The 26535-nt window shown below is 34.7% G+C and carries 22 protein-coding genes and 2 pseudogenes; 10 read left to right on the forward strand and 14 right to left on the reverse strand.

The window, feature by feature from the left end:
• Positions 1-64 precede the first annotated feature (64 nt).
• From BEN71_RS18440 to rfbB, 6 genes are read right to left on the reverse strand one after another with little or no spacing between them, the layout of a single operon-like run.
• Positions 65-1015, reverse strand: coding sequence for a glycosyltransferase family 2 protein (locus BEN71_RS18440; RefSeq protein ID WP_068975569.1), 951 nt, complete (start codon positions 1013-1015; stop codon positions 65-67).
• Positions 1008-2315 carry an oligosaccharide flippase family protein gene (locus tag BEN71_RS18445; RefSeq protein ID WP_086322697.1) on the reverse strand — a complete coding sequence of 436 codons (1308 nt, stop codon included), beginning with the start codon at positions 2313-2315 and terminating at the stop codon, positions 1008-1010. Before BEN71_RS18445 ends, BEN71_RS18440 begins: the two co-directional genes overlap by 8 nt.
• Positions 2316-2325: 10 nt before the next feature.
• Positions 2326-2874 (reverse strand): dTDP-4-dehydrorhamnose 3,5-epimerase, encoded by a 549-nt coding sequence (rfbC, locus tag BEN71_RS18450; protein ID WP_068975567.1) that lies wholly within the window; start codon positions 2872-2874, stop codon positions 2326-2328.
• 51 nt (positions 2875-2925) lie between these two features.
• Positions 2926-3828, reverse strand: coding sequence for a glucose-1-phosphate thymidylyltransferase RfbA (gene rfbA, locus BEN71_RS18455; RefSeq protein ID WP_068975566.1), 903 nt, complete (start codon positions 3826-3828; stop codon positions 2926-2928).
• Positions 3825-4733, reverse strand: coding sequence for a dTDP-4-dehydrorhamnose reductase (rfbD, locus tag BEN71_RS18460; protein ID WP_068975565.1), 909 nt, complete (start codon positions 4731-4733; stop codon positions 3825-3827). The genes rfbA and rfbD overlap by 4 nt, the downstream gene beginning before the upstream one ends.
• A gap of 14 nt (positions 4734-4747) precedes the next feature.
• Positions 4748-5818 carry a dTDP-glucose 4,6-dehydratase gene (gene rfbB, locus BEN71_RS18465; protein ID WP_068975564.1) on the reverse strand — a complete coding sequence of 357 codons (1071 nt, stop codon included), beginning with the start codon at positions 5816-5818 and terminating at the stop codon, positions 4748-4750.
• A gap of 398 nt (positions 5819-6216) precedes the next feature.
• On the opposite strand from rfbB, the gene BEN71_RS18470 reads away from it, so the two are divergent.
• The 5 genes from BEN71_RS18470 to BEN71_RS18490 all read left to right on the forward strand — a co-directional run bounded on the left by BEN71_RS18470 (position 6217) and on the right by BEN71_RS18490 (position 11564).
• The gene (locus BEN71_RS18470; protein WP_227542636.1) at positions 6217-7287 is read left to right on the forward strand and encodes a polysaccharide biosynthesis/export family protein; all 1071 of its coding nucleotides are present in this window, start codon (positions 6217-6219) and stop codon (positions 7285-7287) included.
• A 2-nt stretch (positions 7288-7289) separates the two neighbouring features.
• Positions 7290-7718 carry a low molecular weight protein-tyrosine-phosphatase gene (locus BEN71_RS18475; RefSeq protein WP_068975562.1) on the forward strand — a complete coding sequence of 143 codons (429 nt, stop codon included), beginning with the start codon at positions 7290-7292 and terminating at the stop codon, positions 7716-7718.
• A 21-nt stretch (positions 7719-7739) separates the two neighbouring features.
• Positions 7740-9935, forward strand: coding sequence for a polysaccharide biosynthesis tyrosine autokinase (locus BEN71_RS18480; protein ID WP_068975561.1), 2196 nt, complete (start codon positions 7740-7742; stop codon positions 9933-9935).
• Positions 9936-10123: 188 nt separating this feature from the next.
• Positions 10124-10831, forward strand: coding sequence for an FKBP-type peptidyl-prolyl cis-trans isomerase (locus BEN71_RS18485; protein ID WP_068975560.1), 708 nt, complete (start codon positions 10124-10126; stop codon positions 10829-10831).
• Between the two features lie 43 nt (positions 10832-10874).
• The gene (locus tag BEN71_RS18490) at positions 10875-11564 is read left to right on the forward strand and encodes an FKBP-type peptidyl-prolyl cis-trans isomerase (RefSeq protein ID WP_068975559.1); all 690 of its coding nucleotides are present in this window, start codon (positions 10875-10877) and stop codon (positions 11562-11564) included.
• A 223-nt stretch (positions 11565-11787) separates the two neighbouring features.
• On the opposite strand, the pseudogene BEN71_RS18495 reads toward BEN71_RS18490, so the two are convergent.
• Positions 11788-11921: pseudogene (locus tag BEN71_RS18495) on the reverse strand (IS481 family transposase); the annotation flags it as partial.
• Between the two features lie 77 nt (positions 11922-11998).
• On the opposite strand from BEN71_RS18495, the pseudogene BEN71_RS18500 reads away from it, so the two are divergent.
• Positions 11999-12384 (forward strand): annotated as a pseudogene (locus BEN71_RS18500) (IS1 family transposase).
• A 407-nt stretch (positions 12385-12791) separates the two neighbouring features.
• Here BEN71_RS18500 and BEN71_RS18505 read toward each other — a convergent pair.
• From BEN71_RS18505 to ampD, 3 genes are all read right to left on the reverse strand, one after another.
• Entirely contained in the window at positions 12792-13820 is a 1029-nt protein-coding gene (locus tag BEN71_RS18505) for an acyltransferase family protein (RefSeq protein ID WP_068975558.1), read from the reverse strand.
• Between the two features lie 50 nt (positions 13821-13870).
• Positions 13871-15421: a murein biosynthesis integral membrane protein MurJ gene (gene murJ, locus BEN71_RS18510; protein WP_171405004.1), complete on the reverse strand. Its 1551-nt coding sequence runs from the start codon at positions 15419-15421 to the stop codon at positions 13871-13873.
• 123 nt (positions 15422-15544) lie between these two features.
• Positions 15545-16126: a 1,6-anhydro-N-acetylmuramyl-L-alanine amidase AmpD gene (gene ampD / locus BEN71_RS18515; RefSeq protein WP_068975556.1), complete on the reverse strand. Its 582-nt coding sequence runs from the start codon at positions 16124-16126 to the stop codon at positions 15545-15547.
• 137 nt (positions 16127-16263) lie between these two features.
• Between ampD and nadC the strand changes: the two genes are divergently transcribed.
• From nadC to BEN71_RS18535, 4 genes are all read left to right on the forward strand, one after another.
• Positions 16264-17109, forward strand: coding sequence for a carboxylating nicotinate-nucleotide diphosphorylase (gene nadC / locus BEN71_RS18520; RefSeq protein ID WP_068975555.1), 846 nt, complete (start codon positions 16264-16266; stop codon positions 17107-17109).
• Positions 17110-17286: 177 nt separating this feature from the next.
• Positions 17287-18450 (forward strand): YfaP family protein, encoded by a 1164-nt coding sequence (locus tag BEN71_RS18525; protein ID WP_068975554.1) that lies wholly within the window; start codon positions 17287-17289, stop codon positions 18448-18450.
• Between the two features lie 151 nt (positions 18451-18601).
• Positions 18602-20464: an LTA synthase family protein gene (locus BEN71_RS18530; RefSeq protein WP_068975553.1), complete on the forward strand. Its 1863-nt coding sequence runs from the start codon at positions 18602-18604 to the stop codon at positions 20462-20464.
• Between the two features lie 80 nt (positions 20465-20544).
• A complete protein-coding gene (locus BEN71_RS18535; RefSeq protein ID WP_227542637.1) occupies positions 20545-22377 on the forward strand; it encodes an LTA synthase family protein in 1833 nt (610 codons plus the stop codon).
• 16 nt (positions 22378-22393) lie between these two features.
• Here BEN71_RS18535 and BEN71_RS19245 read toward each other — a convergent pair whose 3' ends face one another.
• The 4 genes from BEN71_RS19245 to BEN71_RS18550 form a co-directional block, all read right to left on the reverse strand.
• Positions 22394-22549, reverse strand: coding sequence for an ABZJ_00068 family colistin stress protein (locus tag BEN71_RS19245; protein ID WP_162994891.1), 156 nt, complete (start codon positions 22547-22549; stop codon positions 22394-22396).
• A gap of 237 nt (positions 22550-22786) precedes the next feature.
• The gene (locus BEN71_RS18540) at positions 22787-24982 is read right to left on the reverse strand and encodes a phosphocholine-specific phospholipase C (protein ID WP_068975551.1); all 2196 of its coding nucleotides are present in this window, start codon (positions 24980-24982) and stop codon (positions 22787-22789) included.
• 337 nt (positions 24983-25319) lie between these two features.
• Positions 25320-26036: a ribonuclease PH gene (gene rph / locus BEN71_RS18545; protein ID WP_068975550.1), complete on the reverse strand. Its 717-nt coding sequence runs from the start codon at positions 26034-26036 to the stop codon at positions 25320-25322.
• 200 nt (positions 26037-26236) lie between these two features.
• Positions 26237-26500, reverse strand: coding sequence for a DUF4031 domain-containing protein (locus tag BEN71_RS18550; protein WP_068975549.1), 264 nt, complete (start codon positions 26498-26500; stop codon positions 26237-26239).
• Between the last annotated feature and the right edge of the window lie 35 nt (positions 26501-26535).

Consider the following 26535-nt stretch of genomic DNA (forward strand, 5'->3'; position numbering starts at 1 on the left):
CTAATTTCCCATACCACAATTTTTGATAATGTATAGAACTATATAACTGTTTCATATCAGAACCTTACCCAACTTGATATTTAGAATTTAAAAGTTTCGTTACCAAGTTTGGGGAAAAATATAATATGAAGCCTATTATTTTAATTTTAACATTCTTTACAGGAAGTTTCCTAATTATCATTTTTATTTCTTCTTTATTTTTTGCTCCTTTATACATAGCAACACCTCTTACTAAAATTGCATAAATCATTTCATTAAATCTATAGTGATATAGCTCATTGATTTTATTCTCTTCTAAAAACTCAATAAGGTTCTTTACAACACAAAGAACACCTTTATACTTCTCTTCAGAGAATTGACTACGAATAGCAGAACCATCTCTCAATCGATAATAATAAAAATACAAATTTACTGCACTTACTTTATTAGCGTGAAAAAGCACTCTAAACAGCCAATCAAAATCTTCAGCAATAGCAACTTTTTTTAAAAAAAACAATTCATTAGTAACTAAAAATTTTTTATTATAAATACCTTTCCAAACAGAAGGAGTTATATCTTTCAAAAAATTATTATATAATATATCAACACCATTACAATTAATATATTCTTGTATTTCACTATTATTTTTTTCCAGTTTATCCTCTCCACGAAAACTAACAAAGTTTCCAATTACAACATCAGAATTATTTTTTTCTGATATTTCTAATACTTCCATTAAGTTCTTATAATTAACATAATCATCTCCATCAATAAACATAATATATTTCCCTTGAGATAATTCTATCCCCAAGTTTCTCACATTAGAAATCCCAGAATTTGCTTGAGTAATAACTCTTACATTCAAATCACTCATGTCAATTTTATTGTGAATTTCAGCTAAACTATCATCAATAGATCCATCATTAATCAATATTAACTCAACATCATTCGTTATATTTAAAGAGCTCAAACACTCTGCTATATAATTTTCAATATTATATACCGAAACAACTATAGATAATCTAATTTCATTCATATTTACGACCCAATATTGAAAATTTCAATAATTTTACTAACTTCAAATCTTTATAAAATAAGTTAAAAATAATATTAGATAAAAACTCCGTAATTAATGATGAAAATGCCGCTCCTATCATCCCATATTTTCTTACTAAAAAATAACAAAGTATCAAGTTTATTAAACATGTGATAAACATTTTTTTTGCTAAAAAATTAAACCCTGAAAACTTTATAATTAATCTATAAAAATAAAAACCGATTATAGAAAAAAAATAGGATATTAAAAGTATTTTAAAAACTAATATACTTTCCGAATATGCATCACCATATAAAAAATCTACAACTCTCCCCCCAATAAAAAACAAAGAAACAACTATAAGCAAAGTAAATAAAATCAACCATCTTAAAATAAATGAAGCTTCTTTTAAGTACGATTCCTCGCTTTTAGTTTCATAAATTTTTGGAAGAAATGACAGTATAAATGTTGTAGGTAAAAAATACCAAGAACCTGCTAGCATAACCGCTATAGAGTATTTACCAACACTTTCCATATCCTCATACTTTGCCAAAAAAAAATTAGCAGACTGCAAATATATATTAACTGATAATATTGATATTGTTAAAGGAAATCCGACTATATAAATATATCTTGTATATCTAAAAAAATTCTGAAAACTATTTTTTTTGCTATGTAATATTTTATATTTATGAAAAATTAACAATCTTAAGAAATACGGAACAATTGTTAAAATAATAATCGGGATTGCAAAAAAAACCACGGGAAGCTTATATAATATTATAAAGTATCTAACAAAAAGACTTAAAACCAAACCGATAATATTTGAAAAAACATTAAGTTTAGATCTCAAAACTGCATCCAAATGTATTGCCCTTACATCTGCACTTAAAAACAACATTGAAATACAAACTGAAGTAAATAAAATAAATTCCTCGATTTGAGTTTCAAAAAAATAATAAAATAAAATGATAAAACTTATAAATACATACAGTTTAACAATTATAAATATAGAATTTTTTAATAAAAGGTTACTCTTTGTATTCCCCTTACTGGCATGTTTAAAGTAAATTTGATCTAAACCCATTTGTGCAATGGCCTTTACCACCAAAAAAATAGATGTTGCTAAGGCAATATATCCATATATTTTAGGTCCCATATATTTTGCCATAGCAGAAATTACAAATATCAAGCCAAATAAAGAAATGCTTTTTTCGGCAATCATCCATATAGAATTTTTAAATCTAGGATCTAACAGTACTTTATTTAGAATAGTATTCAATCTATCCATTACACTCATAATAAATCAACTATTTTAATTTTTCCGCTTTTTTATCTTTATCGGATATAAATATATTACTTAAGTCATGAATAGGCCATTTAATCTTTAAATTTTCATCATTCCAAACAATTGCACCTTCACTATTTTTATTGTAGTAATTGGTCGCTTTATATAAAAACTGCGTATTATCTTCCAATGCAATAAATCCATGAGCAAACCCTTCTGGAATCCAAAATTGTCTGTGATTTTCAGCAGACAACTCAACCCCAACCCATTGCCCATAAGTTTGGGAATTTTCTCGAATATCGACCGCAACATCCCAAACCCGCCCTTGCACTACACGAACTAATTTTCCTTGTGCAAAAGGAGCTCTTTGAAAATGCAATCCTCTCAAAACCCCTTTTTGGGATAAAGAGTGATTATCTTGAACAAATTGTGGAATATCCAAACCCCGTTCCTTAAGCGCATTTTCAAAGGCTTTTTGATTAAAACTTTCCATAAACCAGCCACGATCATCGCCAAAAACTTTCGGTTCAATAATTAACAATCCTGGAATTTTTGTTTCAATAACATTCATTCTTCATTCTCTTTATACAACTAACTTATCAACAGAAAATTAAAAGCAATATTATGCTTTTGATTTTTTCTCATATTCAGCGTGCAATTTTAATAAGTATTGACCATAACCTGTTTTCTTAAAGAAGTTTGCACGACTGAATAATTGATCAACATTTATCCAACCATTATTGAATGCAATTTCTTCCAAACATGCAATTTTTAAACCTTGTCTATGCTCGACAGTTTGAACAAATTGACTTGCTTCCAACAATGAGTCATGTGTCCCTGTATCCAACCAAGCAAAACCACGCCCTAACAACTCAACATTAAGTTCTTGTTGTTGCAAATAGACGTTGTTCACATCTGTGATCTCCAACTCACCACGATGTGATGGTGTTATATTTTTTGCAATTTCAACCACTTTACTATCATAAAAATAAAGCCCTGTTACCGCATAATTTGATTTAGGTTGTTCAGGCTTTTCCTCTATACTAAGCGCTTTACCCTCTGAGTCAAAATCCACAACTCCAAAACGTTCAGGATCATTGACATAATAACCAAAAACAGTTGCGCCAGTTTCTCTCTCTGAAGCTCTTTTTAATTGCGCACCAAAGCTTTGACCATAGAAAATATTATCTCCTAAAATAAGGCAAGCATTGTCATTTCCAACAAATTCTTCACCCAAAATAAATGCTTGAGCCAAGCCATCAGGAGAGGGTTGTACTTTATAAGAAAGCTTAATCCCCAACTCATCACCCGTACCCAATAGTTTTTCAAAATTAGGTAAATCTTCAGGTGTGGAAATAATTAAAATCTCATTAATTCCCGCCAACATCAAAACTGATAATGGATAATAAATCATCGGCTTATCATAAATTGGTAATAGTTGTTTTGAAGTTCCCATTGTAATTGGGTATAAACGTGTACCCGAACCACCAGCAAGAATAATACCTTTACGTTTTTTGGGATTCATTTAATTATTTCCTCTAATACCTGAGCTACACCGAGCTTCCAATTCGGCAGGTGAAGTTTAAAATTTGTTCGTAATTTAGTTGTATTTAAACGTGAGTTTAATGGACGTTTTGCTGGTGTTGGGTATTCAATAGTTTCTATCGCTCTGACTTTTTGTATAGCCAATGTTTGACCTTTTTCTTTTGCCAAATCAAAAATAAAACTCGCATACTCAAACCAAGAACATTCGCCAGATGCGGCCAAGTGGTAATGACCAAGCAAATTTCTCTTTTGACTCTCAGAGCCTAATGAATAAAATTTCAAAGCTTGAGCTGTTACATCCGCAATCAATGCAGCACCTGTCGGTGCTCCAATTTGATCATGAATAATACTTAGCTCTTCTCTAGTAGATGCTAACTTCAACATAGTTTTTATAAAGTTATTACCATGAGAACCATAAACCCAACTAGTTCTAAAGTTTATAAATTCACAGCCACCATACTCAAGTGCAATCTCACCTAAGCGTTTAGTACTTCCATATAAATTCACAGGGTCTGTTTCATCGCCTTCAGACCAAGCTTGCACCCCTTTCCCATTAAAAACATAATCTGTTGAATAATGGATCAGCAGTATTTTTTGATTCGCACAACACTCAGCTAAATGTCTGACTGCCAAATGATTAATCAGATCAGCATTTTCCCGATCTGTCTCAGCCTTGTCTACAGCTGTATAAGCAGCTGCATTAACAATGATATCTGGTCTTACAGCATCAATAGTCGCTTTAATTTGATCAAAATCAGCCAAATCCCCAGACAAACCATTTTTATCAACAGAACGATCCAGTGAAAGAACTTCACCAAGTGGTTGGAGCGCCCGCTGCAACTCCCAACCGACCTGTCCATTTTTACCAAGCAACAATATTTTCATAATTTACTCAGCATTCAGGCTAATCTATTTTCATATTGCTGTTGAACCCAATTTTGGTATTCACCACTTTGAACATGAACAACCCAATCTTGATTATTTAAATACCATTCCACAGTTTTTCGAATACCTGTATCAAATGTTTCTTCTGGCTTCCAACCTAAATCATTGCTAATTTTTGTCGCATCAATCGCATAACGCAAATCATGTCCTGGACGATCTTTTACAAATGTAATTAATGACTCATAAGATTGTTGATTTGCTTGCGGTCTTAACTCATCTAAAATTTTACAGATCGTTTTAACAACATCTATATTTTGTTTTTCGTTATGACCACCTATGTTATAAGTTTCGCCAACCACACCTTCCGTTACAACCTTATAAAGTGCACGTGCATGATCTTCCACAAACAACCAATCACGAATTTGATCACCTTTACCATAGATCGGCAAAGGCTTACCATCCAATGCATTTAAAATGACTAATGGAATCAATTTTTCAGGGAAATGATATGGACCATAATTATTTGAACAATTGGTCACTATCGTTGGCAATCCATAAGTACGTTGCCAAGCACGCACTAAATGATCTGAACTGGCTTTACTTGCTGAATAAGGTGAACTTGGTGCATACGAAGTCGTTTCAGTAAACAAATCCGTTGTACCCTCTAAATCCCCATACACTTCATCCGTAGAAATATGATGAAATTTAAACTTCGTTTTAGCTTGTTCATCGAGTTGCATCCAATATTTACGTGCAACTTCTAAAAGTGTATATGTTCCAACAATATTGGTTGCAATAAATTCAGCTGGACCATCGATAGAACGGTCTACATGCGATTCAGCTGCTAAATGCATCACTAAATCAGGTTCAAATTCATTAAAAGCCACAGTCAATTCATTAGCATTACAAATATCAATTTGCTTAAATTGATATTTTTCATTTTGTTCAACGTCTTTTAAAGACTCCAAATTACCCGCATAGGTTAACTTATCAATATTTAATACTTCATCTTGAGTATTTTTTATAATATGTCTTACAACTGCTGATCCAATAAATCCGGCACCACCAGTAACCAAAACTTTCATATTGTTTCCTAATGAATCATTTTAAAAATTTTAAAGCTGTTCTAATTCAACAATATCTTTTTTACAAGACTCATTTGAAATTGAACTTTCAAAACCTGAATTTAATAAATATTATACTCAGTATAGTAAGCAATTCCTATCATAAACCAAGTCAATAAAATACAAATACTTAATCTTGGTAACATTCTGTATATTGGCTTAACAAACTTTTTTGCTCATATAAAATATTACAAGTCTAAACACGATGTTTTATGTTTTACTACATTAGTATCAGCCTAGAAGATACCCTTCTTCACTTTTTTAGCTTACAATTCACTTTCAAAATTGGATTCAAAGCAACAACGCAATATAAAATAAGGGTATTAAATGTGAAGCATTCGCGCATATCACTTTTTACAATGTTAGCAATTTCGGTCTCATTCTCTGGTTGCGCTATTACATCTGGACTTCAAACTTATGATTTACCAGATCAAGGTCAATATAAAACTGACCAAGGTGCTGAACTTTCTGTTGTTCAATTGAATCAAAACAATATCCCTAATATCAGTACAATCAATCAAAAAAATTTTGGTCAAGTTGCATCACTTTTTCATAACCAGCAGAATATTTATCGTTTAAGTGCTGGTGACGTACTCTCGATTCAACTTTGGGCTTACCCTGAAATTACCCCGCCTATTCAAGATGCAACCAATGTTAAAGCTGTTGGCTATCCAATTGATCCGAATGGCAATGTCCAACTACCTCTTATTGGCTCTGTACGAATCGCAGGTAAAACCTTAGCTGAAACAAATCGTTTTTTGCATAATCAATTTGCAAAATATTTAAAGCATCCTGATGTTGTTGTTCGTGTACTGTCTTATGAAGGACGCCGTTATTTTGTCAATGGTCAAGTCATGCGCAGTGGACAATATACACTCAATGATCAACCTATTAGTATCTATACTGCTTTAGGGCAAGCTGGGGGTATCGATACTAAAACTGGGGACAACACTAATATTCAATTGATTCGAAATGGTCAAACCTTTAACTTAAATACTATACAACTCGAACAGCAAGGGTTATCTTTACATAACTTGTTGATTCAACCGAATGACACTATTTATGTCAACACCAAGCAAGATCAAAAGCTATATGTGATGGGTGAATCTAGTCGTAGTCAGGCATTAACCTTACGCGATCAAGGAATGACGCTCAGTGATGTGCTTGGTGAAAGTGAAGGGATTAATCCCTATACAGCAAGTGCTGCGCGTATCTATGTGATGCGCACTGACTTAAACACTAAACAATCTACCATTTATCACTTAAATTTAAGTAGTATAGGAAACTTAGCTTTAGCCAATCAATTTGCAATGCAAAAAAATGATATTGTTTATATAGATGCGACTGGTTTAAGCCGTTGGCAACGTATTATGAATCAGATCATTCCATTCTCTAGTGCGCTTTATTCATTTGATCAATTAGGGAAGTAATCATGCAGATTCAAAATATACTGGTAGTATGTGTGGGAAATATTTGTCGTAGCCCAATGGCTGAGTATTTTCTTAAACATAATCATCCAAATCTAAATATTGAATCTGCGGGACTTTCTGCAATGGTTAATCATCCTGCTGATGATAAAGCCATTGCCTGTATGGATCGCCTCAGCATAGATATGCGTACTCATACTGCGCGTCAAATTAATGCAGAACTCATTAAAAAAGCTGATCTCATTCTGGTGATGAGCAAAAATCAGTCTCAACATATTGAGCAAAAATGGCCATTCGCCAAAGGGAAAGTTTTTCGCTTAGGTCATTGGCAAAGTCAAAATGTGCCTGACCCATATCAGCATGACCAAGCTTTTTTTGATGAAACATGTAAAAATATCCAGGCTTATGCCAAAGACTGGCAATCACATCTATAAATTTTAATTAGTTGTTAACTTATGAACCAAAATTCAAATATGAATGATGACACAATTGATTTAAAAGAGTTATTTTTCTCTTTAATTGCGCAATGGAAAGTGATTGCTCTTTGTGTCATTTTAAGTTTGATCTGTGCTTTACTCTATCTCCGAGTCACAACACCTGTTTATTCTACTGATGCTTTGGTTCAAGTAGAAGATGGTAAAAGCGCTGCATCATCAGCATTAATGGGCCAATTGAAAGACGTTGCTGGAGGCATGGGAGCAAAATCCCCTGCAGATGCAGAAATTGAAATCCTCAATTCTAGACTTGTCCTCGGTAAAGTCATTCGAGACTTGAATCTAGATATTCAGATTAAAGATACTAAAGATACCTTTTTTCATAAATTAATTTCGAAGGATAAAACACAGTTAAGCTATAGTGCTAAAGCGGTTCATTATCAAAATAACCAAGCCAATTTATCTATCCTCAAATTTGAAGTCCCTCAATATTACTTAGATAAAAAATTAGTCATTCAGTTTATTGATCAAAATAAATTTAATCTCAGCTATAAAGAGCAAACTATTTTTAAAGGTACTCTTAATCAATTCAATAAATCACAAGACAATAAAGGGATTTGGAATATTCAAATTAATAGCAGTTATCCGTTTAAACAAGATATTGCTGTAACCAAACTTTCACTTCCTTCTGCGGTTAAGTATTTACAAGAGAGCTACTCTGTTTCTGAAAAAGGCAAAATGACTGGCGTCATTGGTTTAAGCCTTACTGGAAATAATCAAGAACATATTACTCAAGTACTGAATCATATTTTAAGTACTTATCATGAACAAAATATTGAACGTAAAACCTTAGAATCAAAGCAAACTCTTGGTTTCTTAGATCAACAACTCCCTGAACTCAAAAAACAGCTTGAAGAATCAGAGATCAAATTTAATAAATTCCGTGAACAATATAATACTGTCGATGTCACTCAAGAATCTGAGTTGATGTTAAAGCAAAATGTTGAATTGGAAAAAATGCGAATTGAATTGAAGCAAAAACAAGCTGAATATTCTGCAAAATATACTCCAGATCACCCTTTGATGACTGAAATCAATGCACAGCTTGCAGCAATTAGCAAGAAATCTACTGAACTTGGACAAGCGATTAAACGTTTACCTGAAACTCAACGTTTATACCTACAACTCTACCGCGATGTTAAAGTCAATACTGAGCTTTATACTGAGTTACTCAATAGTTACCAACAATTAAAGATTGTCAAAGCAGGTGAAATCGGGAATGTCCGTGTTATTGATACTGCCATAGAGCCTGTTAAACCAATTAAGCCACGTAAATTGATCGTTTTAATTCTTTCAATTTTTGTCGGCGGCTTTATTGGTGTTCTTATTGCGCTACTCCGTAACATGCTTTCGTCTGGAATCAAAGATTCATCTCGTATTGAAAATGAATTGGATCTTCCTGTATATGCAACAGTGCCGCGCTCTCCGATTCAAGAAAGCCGTGTTCAGTTACTGAAAAAGAAAAAATCGATTCCTATTTTGGCTGTTAAAAATAGCGAAGATGTTGCAATTGAAAGCCTACGTAGCATCCGAACCACGATTCATTTTGCTTTAAACAAAGCTAAAAATAATATTATTGCAGTTTCTGGTCCTGCACCTGAAATTGGTAAATCATTTATCTCAACCAACCTTGCGGCAATTTTTGCACAAGGTGATAAAAAAGTACTCTTAATTGATGCAGATATTCGTCGTGGTTATTTACATAAATATTTTGATCGTGAAACCTCACCAGGCTTAACCGAGTATTTAACCAATCAAAGTTCAATTGAACAATGTATTGTACAGTCTGAAACAGTCAAAAACCTTGACTTCTTGGCTCGAGGCAAGAATCAAGGCAATGCTTCTGAAATGTTAAGTTCAAGCCGTTTTAGCGAACTTCTAGCGCTATTATCACAGCAATATGACCATATCATTATTGATACACCACCTGTACTTGCAGTAACTGATGGCATCATTATTTCTCAGTTTGTTGGGGTAAATCTTGTAGTTGCACGATATGCGAAAACCCAGATGAAAGAGCTTGAATTAACCATCAATCGCTTTGAACAGGCAGGTACTAAAGTGAATGGCATAATCTTAAATGATGTCCAAGCTTCACTAGGTGGAAATTATGGTTATAACTATGCATATGCTTATGGTTCTTCTAAAGAAGATTAACTCCCAATAAATATTCACATTAAGAGAAGCCAGATTTAGATCTGGCTTTTTATTACTATTCGAATCTGTATATTTTTAGTTGTCATGATCAGATTACTATATCGTTTATGATGAAGACGTTATATGCTTATTCAGTCTATGCTAATGATCAAATTAGCCTCTTAAAAGATTAATATTTGGATATTTTCATGAGTAAAGCCTTACCCATCGCAGTTGCTGTTATTTTAGGTGGTGCTGCACTTGTACCTGTTTATTATGCAACTCAACACCCTGCTGATGTAAACAGTAGTTCAATGTCAAAAAACGCAAAACCTGTTGAAAAAATTAGCTATGCACTTGGTTATGAAGTTGCAAGCCAAACACCACCGGAAGTCGATGTAAACACATTTATTCATGGTATTCGTGATGGTCATGCAAAAAAAGAACGTATATACACAGATGAAGAACTTCAAGCCGCTTATGTAGAATTCCAAAAAGAAATGCAAGCGAAACAATTAGAGAAAACCAAACAAACCAATTCAGCCAATGATTCATTCCTCACAGAGAATGCAAAAAAAGCAGGCGTGATCACGACAGCTTCAGGTCTACAATATAAAGTCACCAAAGAAGGTACAGGCAAACAGCCAACTGCTTCATCTATGGTGACTGTACATTACAAAGGGCAACTTTTAGATGGCAAAGTATTTGACAGCTCATATGATCGTGGACAGCCTGTTGAATTTCCACTCAATCAAGTGATTCCTGGTTGGACGGAAGGTCTGCAACTGATGAAAGAAGGCAGTAAAGCAACCTTCTATATTCCTGCAAAATTAGCTTATGGTGAACAAGGTGTACCAGGCACGATTCCGCCAAATAGCACTTTAATTTTCGACGTTGAATTACTTCAAGTTAAATAATTAAAGAAAGGAGAGCATCGCTCTCCTTTTTTGGATATTCATTATGAAAAAAACACTGATCACACTCGGTTTATGTACACTTTGCACAACTGTTTTTTCAGCACCTATCAATAATAAAAGTTCCCAACAAGATCAATTGGGTTATAGTTATGGCTATGTCATGGGACGTAGCAATGCTGAAACATTAAAACAAATTAATCTCAATGCATTTATTCAAGGGATTAAAGAAGGCTCTTCTGGTCAAAAAGCGACTTTAACTGATGAAGAAATGGCAAAAGCTTTAGCGCAATACAAGCAACAAAGTGAAGCCAAACAAATGCTTGAGTTTAAAAAAATTGCCAGTGAAAATGCCAAACAAGGCGAAGCTTTCCTTGCTAATAATGCGAAACAAACTGGTGTAGTAACACGCCCAAGTGGCTTGCAATACAGCATTCTCCAGCAAGGCACAGGACAATCGCCTACAGCCAAATCAAAAGTTTCTGTCAATTATGAAGGGCGTTTACTCGATGGCACTGTATTTGATAGCTCTTTCGCACGTAATGAAGCTGTTGAATTCCAAGTCAGTCAAGTAATCCAAGGTTGGACAGAAGGTCTACAACTCATGAAAGAAGGTGCGAAATACCGCTTCTTTATTCCTGCAAAATTGGCGTATGGTGAAATCGGTGCTGGGGATAGCATTGGTCCAAACAGTACTTTAATTTTTGATGTTGAACTGTTAAAAGTTTTAGATTGAAGATATTCGTATTTATGGCCTAAAAAGATAAAGTTTCAGAAACAGCTCGGTATATCAATGCAAATACTTTCAACTTGATACAATAAAAGTTAATTTAGAGAATTAGGGTCTGTTGGCATTTAAAGTATAGAATTTATCCATTAAAGGATTTCAAATAAATATACTAGCTGTAGTAGCTCAGACCTGAGCTGACAGTTACCCATTTTTAATGGTGACTGTCATTTTAAATTTGAGCTAAATTCTTCTCAGTCCAAATTCGTTTTCCATCAAGTAATGTTTCAAATGGTGTTCGACTATTACACATTTTGCCCTGATGGATTCGTCCAGTATTAAAATCTTTAACCATTCGTCCAGATCAATGTGTGGCGGTGTTCTAAATTGTATGTTCGCCATAAATTAGAGCATCGAGAGACAATTCGGTTATATTTTAATGTGTGAAAATCTCAATAGAACTTCATTGTCCTCGATGCCAAGGTACAAGTATAAAGAAGAATGGCATCAAACACGATGGTAAACAAAATTACCGTTGTAAATCTTGTGCTCGACAGTTTTTACTGCAATGAAGCTTAAAAATCGTATTAAAGAGTTAGAGATTACTTATGACCATATTTCAAGTGATCTTTGGGAAAGTTTTATTAAAGTCTTTAAGACTCGTCAGTAAGGTACATCTCATACAATAGGAATTGAAGGAAATAATTGTCGCTTAAGACATCGTATTAATCGAACAGTTAGAAAAACTTGCTGCTTTTCAAAGAAGGTATTAAATCATGAAAAAGACTTTAACCTTGAATTCTTTTACATAAATAATGGTTCTATATAGTGGTGTTAAAATAAGCAGCATACTTTTTGAAACACCGCCAAATATTAAAATTACGCAAAATAGATTTTAACTTAGACCAATATTGATCATTCAGCATTGTACGAGGCACAGTGAATTAAGTTTAGCGATTTAATTTTACTATCTCGCTATTTTTTTAAGCAACAAATGTCAACACGCCCTAAATGATCATTTTTTGATTTATTAAAGACACTTATATAGATTAGGATATTTATAAAATCCAATACTTAGTTAAGAATATATTTTGTATATTAAAATAATTTAGAGGAATTAAAATTCGATATGACAAGCTAAAACGAAACTATTAAAGTAATATCGCTCTAGCTTGTATATTTATTTTCTTCCCTTTATAAAAATTTTACAGACTAAAAATACCAACATACTCTAATTTAACTTGATAATTTCTTTTTCAACCTCATAGAAGGTTTTTCTATTAAGTTCCAAGATAAAAAAGCAAATATTATCACTATAACTAAACTTATCAATGAGTGCCAGTAAACATTTAAGCTATTTTTTGTAAAATAAACTAAAGATTGCTGTATAGGAAAAGCATAAATATATATTCCATACGAAAAATCTCCATATTTAGCAAAGTTTTTAAATGTACCACTTATGTAAGATAAATAGATTATTATATACGTACCAAAAATAGAAAAACCTACATAATATAGGTTAAAATAAGTTAAAAATATCAAGAAGAAAATACTAATAAAAAATATTTTTTTCTCAAGCTTAATAGACTCCCTATACAAATAAAAAGTTGCCCCCATCATAAAGTATGATATTAGAACGAATAAATTATGTAAGTTATCATTTACTTTTAAATATGACAGCCCTACACATATTAGTGCAAAAGCAAGAGTTAGATGTTTTTTAAGTAACAGCATTAGCCCTAATATCGCGATTAGAATGTAACACCCTAATTCAAATTTTAGCGTCCATAAAGAACCATTTATATATAATGGATATGGATTATTTAAAAAAACTCCTGGTAATGTTGGAGCTAAAAAATTTAATGTAGTCGCACCAATAAAAAATTTATAAGTTTGTATATTTTTAAAATAATCTATAACAGAAAGTTCTGTCACCATAGGACCCATTATAAAAATCATAAAAATGAAACACCCTATTAAAGCTGGAAATATTCTTAAGCTTCTAGCAAGAATATAATCTTTTAATGATTTACTTCTTTGAAAGCTTTGACAGATTAAAAAGCCGCTAATGATAAAAAAAGCTCCAACAGCAATACCTCCTATTGTTGTCTGTCCATGGAGTAAAATTGCTAATGGATCCTCATTCCCTTTACCATAAACTATAGGAAATGCATGCGAAAAAATGACTAGAGAGGCTGCTATAAATCGAATAATATCAAGATTATTTTTCCTACTGTCCATATATGCTGATATTGTATTTGACATAAATTATCCTATTTATTTTTTAACCTTAAATAAAAATTAAAACCATTATGTTAATGCTTCAAATGTCTTGGTCTAAACCCTGTTGCCAATAATGCTACTGCATAAGCAAACACACCAAGTACACATAAACCAACCACTTCAAGAATACGAATCCATTGCGAAACATCGCCTTTGTACCAAGTCAAGCCGATCCACAATGCAATAATCATGACAGCATTTGCAATCGCATATTGGATGAATAATTTTTTCCAATGTGCACCAAATCTAAAAATATCTTTCTTATGCAAATAGAAATATAACATCCCTGCATTGACCAATGCTGAACCTGAAGAGGCAATTGCCAAAGCCATATGTTCCGCTTGCCAATCAATCAGTTTAAAAATCCCAATAAAGATGACGTTTAAAATCGCATTGGCTGCAACAGCCATTAGACCCACTCGCACGGGTGTCTTAGTATCTTGAATCGCATAAAAACCGGGTGCAAAAACTTTAATTAGCATGAATGCCAATACACCGCCACTCATACATTGCAATGCCATCGCAGTCATTTGTGTATCACGGGCATCAAATGCACCGTGTTGGAATAAAGCTTGAATAATCGGCGTTGAGAGCATAAATAATGCAATACTTGCTGGAATACCCACAAGGAAAATGACACGTGCTGCCCAATCTAACATTCTGCGGAATTTTGCTTGGTCTTGTTCAGCCTTACTTACTGAAAGTGATGGAAGAATTACTGTACCAATCGCAACACCAATCAATCCAAGTGGCAGCTCAGTCATACGTTCTGCACTATACAACCAAGACACTGAGCCATCTTGCATAAATGATGCCCAGATCGTATTGAGGAGCAAATTGATTTGCGTCACCGATACACCAAACAATGCAGGCAACATCAACTTAAGAATTCGATCTACCCCTTCATGCTTAAAATCAATCTTGGGCGGAATCAGTAATTTTTTATTCCACAATTCAGGAATTTGAATAGCGAGTTGTAATACACCTGCTGCAACGACAGCCCAACCTAATGCCATAATCGGTGCAGCCATATGTGGTGCTAACCACCAAGCGCCAGCTATCATCGCTACATTTAGCAGTACAGGTGAAAATGCGGGCGATGCAAAAGAACCATAACTATTCAGAATACTACTTGCAAATGCAGTTAACGACATAAACATCAAATAAGGAATCGTTAAACGAAACATATCTACCGCAAGATCAAATTTAGCAGGATCGTTATGAAATCCAGGTGCATATACATACAAAATTACAGGGGCTGCGATCATACAAAATAAGGTCAGCAAGGACATGACAGTTAACAAACAGCCAAAGACCCGACTAATTAGAATTTGCACTTCTGCATGTAATTTTGTGGTCTTGTATTCTGTTAAGACTGGAATAAAGGCTTGAGAAAAAGCCCCTTCGGCAAATAATCGCCTAAAAAAATTGGGAATACGAAAGGCAACAACAAAGGTGTCGAAATCCTTACCTGCACCAAACACATTGAGCAAAACCATATCTCGCACAAGTCCTAAAACTCGAGACAACATGGTCATTGCACTGACAATAAAGGTGGATCGCCACAGCGCCATCGCATTCACCCAGTTAAATAAAGTCGCTATTGTAGTTAAATATTCTTAAATTTGCGTTGTTAAATCATAACCAACACGGCATTTTACTTGAGTTTTCACCAACTAAATTGGCTTAATCTATACGTTAATCCGTTATTTTGTTTCAAGCTGCTTTTGAATAGACAAACTTTGTCTAAATTCTTGCCATTGAAAATGCGGTCCTGGATCAGTTTTACGACCCGATGCAATATCAGAATGCCCTGCTATATGATGATCAGTTTTTGGATATACGGTTTGTAATGTTGCCACAACATCGACCAATGTTTGATATTGAATTGCTTCAAAATCAGTATCATCACTGCCTTCAAGTTCAATACCTATCGAATAATCATTACATTCAACTTTGCTTAAATACGTTGAACGTCCCGCATGCCAAGCACGATCATTAAAATTGACAAATTGTAGAACTTCACCAGTCCGTAAAATCAATAAATGTGTAGACACTTGCATCCCTTCAATCGTTTGAAAATAAGGATGCAAAGACCAATCGAGTTGATTTTGAAAAAATTGTTCAATATAGCCGCCACCAAATTGTGATGGTGGCAAACTAATATTGTGAATCACGATCAACTGAATTTCGGTATTTTCAGGGCGCTGATTATAATTGGGGGATGGGACTTGTCTCGCGCCAATCAATTGTCCATTTACGACCTGAAACTGCGGTGCAGATTGCATAGCGTTTTTTCTATTTTCAAGAATCTATTGGAATTCTAGTCTACTCTGATCTGATTAAAATAAAAACTTATTCAAATTACAAAGGACGGTGATAATATAGCGCTCAGTTTTTGAAGCTTACACCGATAGGGACATCCATGAGCATACCTGCATCTTTGCTTGAACAATCTATTCAAATCAATATTCAACAAGCACTTCAAGAAGATATTGGTGATGCGGATATTACGGCACTCTTGAGCCCTGAAGATGAACAAGCCACAGCAACCATTATCACCCGTGAAGATATGATCTTGGCAGGACAGCCGTGGGTCAATGCTTTGATTCAAGCCTATGATCCAAGTATCGAAATCACATGGCTTAAAAATGATGGTGATTTCGTCAAAGCCAATGAAACCATTTATAAACTTGCGGGTTCAGCACGTAGCTTATTGACTGTTGAACGCCCTGCTCTGAATTTTGTTCAAACGCTTTCAGCAGTAGCAACTAAAACAGCTGAATATGTAAAATATTTGGATGGAACGCATACCAAACTTCTCGATACCCGCAAGACATTGCCAGGTCTACGCATTGCCCAAAAATATGCGGTTGCGGTTGGTGGTGGTCAGAACCATCGTTTAGGCTTATTCGATGCTTTTTTAATTAAAGAAAACCATATCATGGCAGCAGGTGGTATCGCACAAGCGATTGCCAAAGCACATCAAATTGCACCAGGTAAGCCTGTAGAAGTTGAAGTCGAAACTTGGGAAGAACTCGATCAAGCCATTGAAGCCAAAGCAGATATTGTGATGCTCGACAATTTCAGTCAACAACAAATGATTGATGCGGTAAAACATGTGGCGGGGCGCTGTAAACTCGAAGCATCGGGTAATATTACCCTTGATAATTTAAATGAAGTTGCACAAACAGGCGTGGACTATATTTCGATGGGTGTTTTAACCAAAGATGTCAAAGCAATTGATTTATCTATGCGCTTTAATGCCTAAGTGAATACGCTCATGTTTCAAGCAGTGCATTGCTGCTTGAAACTGAGCAATCATTCAAAATAATCCTTACAAAATATAACGATGCAAAAATTAAAAATCCGTTAATTTTGTTCAAAACATCTTCAAAAATGCAACTTCCTCATATAAATATCCCCATATAAAGAAGAGTAATAAACAATGAAGAAACATCTTTTATATTCATCTATCTTAGCACTTACAATTCCAATCCTCAGCCATGCAGATGCGATCAATGTGCATGTGCTCAGTGCCACGATCAAAGATCAAAATATTGCCAATGCCGAAGTGATTTTACAAAAGAATGGTGAACGTTCTGCTTCAAGCTCAAGTAATAGTAATGGTCGTGCAACGGTGAATGCCAATACCACAGACAATGCTGATAACTTACTCATTATCAAAAAATCGGGCTATTCAACATTAGTTGCCAAATGCCCTTGTGATGGTATGACTTATGCGCTGAGTCCTGTGCTCAAAGACTTAAATAGTATGCGTATCGTCCTTAACTGGGGTAAAAATCCATCTGATTTAGATTCACATTTAAGTTATAAAAATCAGCACATTTACTGGGATCGCAAGCAAGGTTTAGAAGCCAATCTAGATGTGGATGATGTCGACTCCTACGGTCCTGAAACCGTGACGATTGATCGACGTTTAGAGGGTCAATATTATGTTTATTCTGTACATGATTTCTCAGATCGTGGACAACCGAATACGACAAACTTATCCAATAGCCAAGCCAAAGTCATGGTGTACACTGGTGAGTCGCTAATTCGTTCTTATTATGTCCCGACGGGTCAAACCGGTAATTTATGGACGGTTTTCCGTATCAGTCCTGAAGGTGAGATTCAGGACATTAACCGCATGTCAGGAACAACGGTGAATGCCAGCCAAGTAGGTTCAAGTGTTTCCAATTATCAAAGCCAAAGCACACGGGTAAATATTGTTCCTGTTTCAGCAGCTGCTCAAGCCCGTGCCAAAACTTTAAATTTAAATGCAGATAAAGCCTATAAAAACAATCAGTTTGAACAAGCTTCTATGCTTTATCAACAATCAATTGATTACAATCCGAATGCAGGGCAAACCTACAGTAATCTTGCTGTGACTTATCAAAAGTTAAATCGTTCATCTGAAGCACTTTGGGCAAATCAAAAGGCAATCGCCCTTGCCAGCAATGACAATACCCGTGCCTATTCTCATTATAATATGGGTAAAATCTATGAAAATAATCAAGACTTTGCTCAGGCCAAACAGCATTACCAACTTGCCAATCAGTACAAACCTAGCCCAACTTATGATGAAGCAATTCAACGGGTGAGCCGTTAATATAAAAAACCCAAAGCCTCTACTGACTTTGGGTTTTTACACTTTATTTATGCATCAAATTTGATTACAAAATCACCAATTTATACATGGAAAAAGGCTGTCAGAAAGCCTATAATATTGGGCTTTCCAATCTATTCTTGAAATTTAGCCAATGAAGACTTTGAAACAACAAGTTTTATTCTTACTTGTCGCGTTTTTATCTGTATTTGCTTTTTTCTTATACCAAGAAGATATCACGCGTTTCTTTCAATTACGTGACATCTATCTAAAACCCCGCCTATTCAAATACGGCTTTTCAATTTTATTGAACTATGCCTTTATTAGCTTATTTTATTTAATTTTAAGAAAAACTTTTGCGACGATTTTGTTGAGCCAATTTGTTATTTTCTTACTGACTTTTATCAATATCAAGAAAGAACAATACCTTTCGGCAAGCCTCGTGCCGAATGATTTTTTACTTTTCAAAGAAACCTTTATTGCTTCACCGATTTTTTTAAAAATCGCGGTATTTGGCGCAATCGCTGTATTCGTTGCCTTATTTGTTTTCCTCTATCGTAAAGAAAAATTAGGTACGAAGCCCTTACTTCTGACCAATAGTATTTTATCTTTTGCGATACTCGGATTCTTTATCACGGCGAATTTTAAAGATAATTTTAGAGAAAACTGTCCCGCGCCTAAAAAGGGGACACTGTGTGAATATTCATTGTATTTACCTAATACACGTGGTGATTGGGTCGGTGATCATTTAACCATAAAACACTTAGGCTTTTCGGCATTCTTTTTCTCTAAAACTGTCGATGGGTTGAATAATAAAATTTTCCAAACTCAGGTGATTCCTGAAAAAGAAGTGGAAACTTTTTATCAAACACCTCAGGAGTTTAATGAAACTCCAGCACCCGTTTCTGATGAAAATTCAGCAGAAAAACAACTGCCGAATATTGTTTTTGTGATGAGCGAATCACACTGGGATGCAACACAACTGGATAAAAGTATTCCACGCAATATCACCCCAACGATCAATAAAAATCAAGTATCTACCCTGCTTTCTCCAAGTTTTGGTGGCGGCACAGCCAATGTCGAGTTTGAAGTGCTGACCAGTTTAAATACCTTTTTGAATCATAATGAATTGGCTTATGTTTCAAAATTAAAACGCCCGACCTATTCATTGCCGATGTATCTCAATACTTTAGGTTATGAAACAACAGCCATGCACAACAACGGTAAATATTTCTATAACCGTAGTGCCGTGTATCAAAATATGGGCTTCAATCGTTTTACTTCGATTGAAAATATGATCAACATGGCGGATCGTGCTAAATATATTAACGCTGCTGGTTGGGCGACGGATGATCTGATTTATAACAGTATTGAAAATCAACTTAAAAATACCGATAAACCTCAATTTATCTATGCTATCAGTGTCGAAAACCATCCAATGTATGGTGATGATCGTTTTGGTAAAGATAATTTTAAAATCACTAAAAAGGGTATTAGTGACAATTCAAAACGTGCGCTCAATACCTACTTAACAGGTATGCAACGCGCAGATAATAAACTTAAAGCTCTGATTGAAAATGTGAAGACTTTAGATCGCCCAACGATTGTGATCTTCTTTGGTGACCATTTACCGAACTTACAAAAAGTCTATGATGAATATGGTTACTTTAAATCTGAACAAGAGAAAACTGAGAAAAAAGATACACGTTTCTTTGAAACACCACTCTCAGTTTGGGCAAACTTCCCGATTGACAAAAGGCAGTTTGAAGGGCAATTTGTGGCTGCACACTTCTTAGCGCCTAAAGTACTGGAAGCAGCACACGTTCCGCTGTCGCCTTATTATACTTTTGTGAACAAAGTCAGTTCTTGTTATAAAGCAGTGCATAACACAGGCACACAAACTCAAAAATCGTGTGATTTTGATTCACAGCAAGTATTGAAAGAATACAAGGACATGAATATGGATGTGTTGAATGGTAAGAACTTTACTTATCAAATTTTAAAACCTGAAATTTAATCAATATTTTAAGAACATTATAAAGATTAAATTTTCTGAATAGTGTAAAATATATAATATATTTAATTAAAATCGCTAAAATGTTAATGTTTTTTGTTAAACAACAAATGGTTTTTTTTATAATTTCATTTGTTTCTGTAATTTTCTCCATCTTTGTGAGTAATTCTTTCTCCTATAAAATTTTGAATGGGGGTTATATATTTACCTTAGTTCAATATTTTTTTTCTACGCTGATTATTTTTTCTATATTGAATTTAATTTATTGCATTACAAAAAAATTTAAATTCTCTATCATATTTTTCTTATTTTTCTATCTCTTACTTAACTTTATTAATATCAAAAAAGAAGCATATCTATCTTCACCTTTTACACCAAGAGATTTTTTATTATTTAATGAAACTTTAACTTCTGCTCCTGCTTTGCTTATTTTAAGTGTACTCATTGGAGTATTTATCTTTACTTTTTCTTTAATTAAAGTCTATAAATATGAAAGAAAACAATCACAACATCCTTTCATTTTAAATTTTTTAATATTTATAATCACCTTTCCTTTTTTTATTTTTATGAACGCAAAAGAAAATTTTTTACCTTATTGTGAAAAATTAGATGCTCCTTCTTTATCTTGTAAATTTGCATTAGCGATGCCCAAAACACGAAATAATTGGGTTGGAGATCATGAAATCATTAAATCCTATGGATTTTTAACTTTTTTCATTTCAAAAACATTTGATAATATTTATAAAGCGAAATTTCAAAAACCTATTCCTAAAGAAACAATCTCTTTGCTCTATAAATCTAAAGATCAAAAGCAAATAGATAAATTACCCAATATTGTCTTCGTAATGAGCGAAGCTCATTGGGACGCATCCCAACTGGCTCAATCACTACCTCAAAATGTTACACCTACAATTAATCAGCACCAACTATCTACATTTCTCTCTCCAAGTTTTGGTGGAGGTACTGCAAATGCCGAATTTGAAGTATTAACCAGTTTAAATTCGTTCTTGAACCATAATGAATTAGCTTATGTATCAAATTTAAAACGCCCAACTTATTCTTTACCTATGTATTTAAATACATTAGGTTATGAAACAACAGCAATGCACAATAATGGCAAATATTTTTATAATCGCAATAAAGTCTATCAATTATTAGATTTTCAACGTTTCATTGCTCTTGAAAATATGGTCAGCAAAAACGAACAACCTAAATTTATCAACGATGCAGGTTGGGCAACTGATGACTTGCTTTATGAAAATATTAAAAATCAACTAAATAAACTCGATAAACCTCAATTTATTTATGCTATTAGTGTTGAAAATCATTTCAATTATTCAGATGATCGCTTTGGTACTGACAACTTCAATATCAATAAATTAAATATTAGTGAATCATCTAAGCAGAAGCTAAATACTTATTTCTCAGGAATGCAACGTGCTGATCAACATTTAAACTCTTTAATTCAATTTATTAATCAAACTAATCGACCAACGATTGTCATTTTTTTTGGTGATCATTTACCTAGTTTGCAAGAAGTATTTGATGAGTTTCATTTCTTTAAATCCGAACAAGAGAAAACTGAGAAAAAAGATACCCGTTTCTTTGAAACACCACTCTCAGTTTGGGCAAACTTTCCAATCGACAAAAAACAGTTTGAGGGACAATTTGTGGCTGCACACTTCTTAGCGCCTAAAGTACTGGAAGCAGCACACGTTCCGCTGTCGCCTTATTATACTTTTGTGAACAAAGTCAGCTCTTGTTATAAGGCTGTACATAATACTGGGACACAACCTCAAAAATCTTGTGCATTTAATCAAGCAGATGTACTCAAACAATACCAAGATATGAATATGGATGTGTTGAATGGTAAGAACTTTACTTATCAAATTTTAAAACCTGAAACAAAAAGTTAAGTCAGTTTAAAAAATACTAAGAAGATTCTTTCGAATCTTCTTTTTTTCGCTCTGGCTGTAATTGATCACTATCTTGCGCAGTTGAATCACCTTGTCCAAAATAATCTCTGCGAGGATCACTCACCATTAAATAAAACGTAATCATTGCGAATAGAAAAATCAGAATCTTCATGATCACACCATTGTTTTAAAATTTTTAACTATCCTAAATACTTCACCCTGCAAAATGTTGGAGAATGTGTATATCAAACACAGCTATTTCCGCGATTTTCTGTATCTACTGGGTACTTTAGATAAACTGAATCTTAAACATGTAAAATTATTACTATATACAGTTAAACAACTCAATAAAACTAGAAGAAAAAATAAGGTGCAATTGCACCTTATTTTTATAATGAGGCTCTGAAATTTAAGACTCGATAAAACCCATATATGGGTCAGAGAATGAATCTTTCCCTGTTTCAATACGACCTGCAAAGCGACGTTTATAACTATTATCACCATCTATGGTCACAGTAAAATCATACCAACCACCAAAATCTGCCATATCCCAATTCAACTCTTTTTCAGTCGATGCAGTTTCGATGCTCCATGTCTTATTTGGTAAATAAGCATTGGCTTTTACGGTTAATTTGGTCGTTTTCCCCGCATCATTCCGGACTTTTAGATAGATTTTTGAACTACAGTCTTCTACGCAGACACGGACTTCTGCCAATGAATCTGTTTGTGTGGTTTTGGTTAAATCACCCGTAAACCCGCGATGAAATCCGTTAGGTCCCAAAACCCATAAATCATATTGTCCTGTCGAAGTATTCCACACATCATCCAACTGCTTGCCTGCTTCAACCATATAACGTCGTGGTATCGCATTTAGATCCAACTTGTCGTAAACATGAAATACAGCTGCATGCGTTCCTGTATTTGAGAACATGAGCTTTACTGACTTGTTTGCCACATCTACTTTGGCACTGGTATGTAAAATATAAGGCAGAGCACGTGAGAAACGCGTCCCCGTTTGTTGAACAGGATAAACTTGACTCAAAGGACGGGAAACTTGTGGCAGCAATCCTTGAGCAGTACGGATCGCATCTGCCTCACTCTTGGTCTTTTTACCCACTAAATCAGGAATTACGGCAGTGTTCGGATTTTTAAAATCGAATGCTGTGGTCAAATCACCACACACTGCACGGCGATAAGGGCTGATATTCGGTTCTTGTACACTAAAACGTTGTTCTAAGAAACGAATCACAGATGAATGATCAAACACTTGTGAGTTGACCCAGCCACCTCGACTCCACGGTGAAATCACATACATCGGAACACGAATCCCAGGCCCATAGACACCGACCCCATTACTTACAGTTGGATCGGTAAAATTAGGCTGCCCTGCTGATGCTTTAGGATGTGCCGCATATTCATAAGACATCTGTTCATCTGTTAATGTGGATTTACCATGAACTATCACAACTTTTGTGTCTTTATCTAATTCTTTAGATGGTGCACTCGGTGATGGAACATGATCAAAGAAACCATCATTTTCATCAAAATTCACCAATAAAACCGTCTGACTCCAAACTTCAGGATTCGCTGTTAATGCATTCAATACTTCTTGAATATACCAAGCCCCTTGTACTGGGCTAGATGGTCCAGGGTGTTCACTATAAGTTGCAGGTGCAATCATCCAACTGACTTGAGGCAATTGACCTGTGGCAATGTCTTCCTTGAATGAGCCTAAAAAACCACCATCTGGCATGGTATTGGCAATGCCTTTATATAAGGGCTGGGTTGCATCAATTGCTGGATCATAAGCTGGACAAATTATATTGTTATTGACGGGTTTCCCTGACTGTTCATTAGCACGGCGATATTGTTTAAAACCCGCCAAAGGATTGTCGGTAAAGTTATCTGGCATGTTTTGATAAACTTTCCAAGTCACCCCCGCTTGCTGTAAGCGCTCTGGATAAGTTGTCCAATCATAGCCCGTCGTTGATGGTCCAATCGCATCCAAATCATTCACCACACTCGCCACACCTGCTGCTTTAGGACCATTTGAACCTGTCCAAATAAACATACGGTTTGAGTTAGTACCTGTATGCATCGCACAATGGTAAGCATCGCAAAGGGTAAAAGCATTTGCCAGAGAAAATTGGAATTCGACTTCTTGTTGTTTGTAATAGCCCATGGATTGGGGATTTTTATATTGTACCCAATTGCCCATACGCCCATGATTCCAAGCGTATTGCCCATCTGTCCATGAATGCGGTGTACCGCTCACGCGCTGTGCATTGCCACGAGTACTGTCTAAATGATAGGGATAAATTTTATTCTTATCTTTATCATACTGTTCCCAAACTTTACGATTGTCTGAGAGTGGAATTGTGAAACGATCACCAAAACCACGAACCCCTTTTAAAGTCCCAAAATAATTATCAAATGAACGATTTTCTTGGGTCAAAATAATCACATGCTTAACGTCTTTAATCGTTCCTGTTTCAACTTTGGCATCGATGGCTAAGGCTTTTTGAATGCTGGCTGGAAAGCTGGCTAATGCTGCTGTACCGAAAATCGTTTTACTTGAATTGACTAAAAAATCACGACGGTTCATGAATATATCCTTATATTTTTATTATGGTGCACAATGGATTTTGCAGTTTGAAACTGGTGGCTGTGTTGTAGTGTTATCACCACTATCATTATTGTCATTACATGCGCTGAGTAACACACTTATACTCGTGACGCAGATCAGGAGAAAATTTCGCATTGTCCTATCCATAAACTAGAAGTACGAATAGTCAATACGACACCAATGACAGTTAAGTTAAACTTTCATGGCAATTTAATGAAGCTTCATGAATAAAAAGGCATAAAAAACGCATCCGAAGATGCGTTTTAAATCTCAAAGAATCTGGAAAGTTATCAATTAAAAAATCATCAACTAAGAATTACCAACCCAGTGCTTCTTGTTGTTTTTTCACCAACTCTTGAATCCCTTTTTCAGCCATTTCTAACATCGCATTTGATTGTGCACGTGTAAATGGTTTTTCTTCCGCAGTGCCTTGAATTTCAATAAATTCACCAGCTTGTGTCATCACTACATTCAAGTCAGTTTGACAGTTAGAATCTTCTTCATAGCAAAGATCAAGTAGAACTTCATCTTCAAAAATACCCACAGAAATTGCAGCAACGAGACCTTTTAATGGGTCTTGTTTGATTTTTTTCTTTTCTAAAAGCACATTCATCGCATCGATCAATGCCACTGCAGCACCTGTAATTGAAGCAGTACGTGTACCACCATCCGCTTGGATCACATCACAGTCGATAGTAATGGTGTTTTCGCCTAATTTTTTCAAATCAACCATTGAACGTAGACTACGACCAATCAAACGTTGAATTTCTTGGGTACGACCTGACTGTTTACCACGTGCTGCTTCACGGTCACTACGTGTATGTGTTGAACGTGGCAACATACCATATTCAGCAGTCACCCAGCCTTGACCTTTTCCTTTTAGAAAACGTGGAACTGAATTATCAATACTCGCAGTACACAGCACTTTTGTATGACCAAATTCAACCAAAACAGAACCTTCCGCATAACGTGTGTAGTTACGGGTAATTTTCACATCACGTAATTGATCTAAGGCACGTTGGTCGATACGCATAGTTTGTCCTATTTGGATTTAAATAAATATTGTGCGTAATTATAACAGATCATAGAGGGATGGTTTTATTACATCATGCTGTTTTTATTTTGAATGAAAAACCCAAATCATCATCTTATTCATAAAACAAAATAATTCATAAACTTAATATCTGAAACAAACATCGAATGATGTTTTAAACTGCGGAATAATCTATTGTGTTAATAGCCAAGCTGTAATTTCAAACGTTTCCCACAGGCGATAATCGTTCTGCGATCGGCATCTATTGCACCATGCTCGATGACCAAAATCCGCATTTCCAAAGTAATATCATAATGTGGATAAGATGCTGTACGATGAAACAAACGTGCATCAATCTCTAAGCTCTGAGCAAAAGCATGCAACTCTTCCAGCGTATCTGCCATGAGATGACACCATTCTCGACCTCTAAATTGAACCTTTGCTCGATCTACATAAACAGCCACATCCTCACCCCTTAATCCCTGCTATATTGAATATA

The organism is Acinetobacter wuhouensis, assembly GCF_001696605.3.
Taxonomy (GTDB): Bacteria; Pseudomonadota; Gammaproteobacteria; order Pseudomonadales; family Moraxellaceae; genus Acinetobacter; species Acinetobacter wuhouensis.

Coding starts and splice junctions, on each gene's coding strand:
- BEN71_RS18440 (WP_068975569.1), bottom strand. CDS start 1,015: ATGAATGAAATTAGATTATCTATAGTTGTTTCGGTATATAATATTGAA.
- BEN71_RS18445 (WP_086322697.1), bottom strand. CDS start 2,315: ATGAGTGTAATGGATAGATTGAATACTATTCTAAATAAAGTACTGTTA.
- rfbC (WP_068975567.1), bottom strand. CDS start 2,874: ATGAATGTTATTGAAACAAAAATTCCAGGATTGTTAATTATTGAACCG.
- rfbA (WP_068975566.1), bottom strand. CDS start 3,828: ATGAATCCCAAAAAACGTAAAGGTATTATTCTTGCTGGTGGTTCGGGT.
- rfbD (WP_068975565.1), bottom strand. CDS start 4,733: ATGAAAATATTGTTGCTTGGTAAAAATGGACAGGTCGGTTGGGAGTTG.
- rfbB (WP_068975564.1), bottom strand. CDS start 5,818: ATGAAAGTTTTGGTTACTGGTGGTGCCGGATTTATTGGATCAGCAGTT.
- BEN71_RS18470 (WP_227542636.1), top strand. CDS start 6,217: ATGTTAGCAATTTCGGTCTCATTCTCTGGTTGCGCTATTACATCTGGA.
- BEN71_RS18475 (WP_068975562.1), top strand. CDS start 7,290: ATGCAGATTCAAAATATACTGGTAGTATGTGTGGGAAATATTTGTCGT.
- BEN71_RS18480 (WP_068975561.1), top strand. CDS start 7,740: ATGAACCAAAATTCAAATATGAATGATGACACAATTGATTTAAAAGAG.
- BEN71_RS18485 (WP_068975560.1), top strand. CDS start 10,124: ATGAGTAAAGCCTTACCCATCGCAGTTGCTGTTATTTTAGGTGGTGCT.
- BEN71_RS18490 (WP_068975559.1), top strand. CDS start 10,875: ATGAAAAAAACACTGATCACACTCGGTTTATGTACACTTTGCACAACT.
- BEN71_RS18505 (WP_068975558.1), bottom strand. CDS start 13,820: ATGTCAAATACAATATCAGCATATATGGACAGTAGGAAAAATAATCTT.
- ampD (WP_068975556.1), bottom strand. CDS start 16,126: ATGCAATCTGCACCGCAGTTTCAGGTCGTAAATGGACAATTGATTGGC.
- nadC (WP_068975555.1), top strand. CDS start 16,264: ATGAGCATACCTGCATCTTTGCTTGAACAATCTATTCAAATCAATATT.
- BEN71_RS18525 (WP_068975554.1), top strand. CDS start 17,287: ATGAAGAAACATCTTTTATATTCATCTATCTTAGCACTTACAATTCCA.
- BEN71_RS18530 (WP_068975553.1), top strand. CDS start 18,602: ATGAAGACTTTGAAACAACAAGTTTTATTCTTACTTGTCGCGTTTTTA.
- BEN71_RS18535 (WP_227542637.1), top strand. CDS start 20,545: ATGTTAATGTTTTTTGTTAAACAACAAATGGTTTTTTTTATAATTTCA.
- BEN71_RS19245 (WP_162994891.1), bottom strand. CDS start 22,549: ATGAAGATTCTGATTTTTCTATTCGCAATGATTACGTTTTATTTAATG.
- BEN71_RS18540 (WP_068975551.1), bottom strand. CDS start 24,982: ATGAACCGTCGTGATTTTTTAGTCAATTCAAGTAAAACGATTTTCGGT.
- rph (WP_068975550.1), bottom strand. CDS start 26,036: ATGCGTATCGACCAACGTGCCTTAGATCAATTACGTGATGTGAAAATT.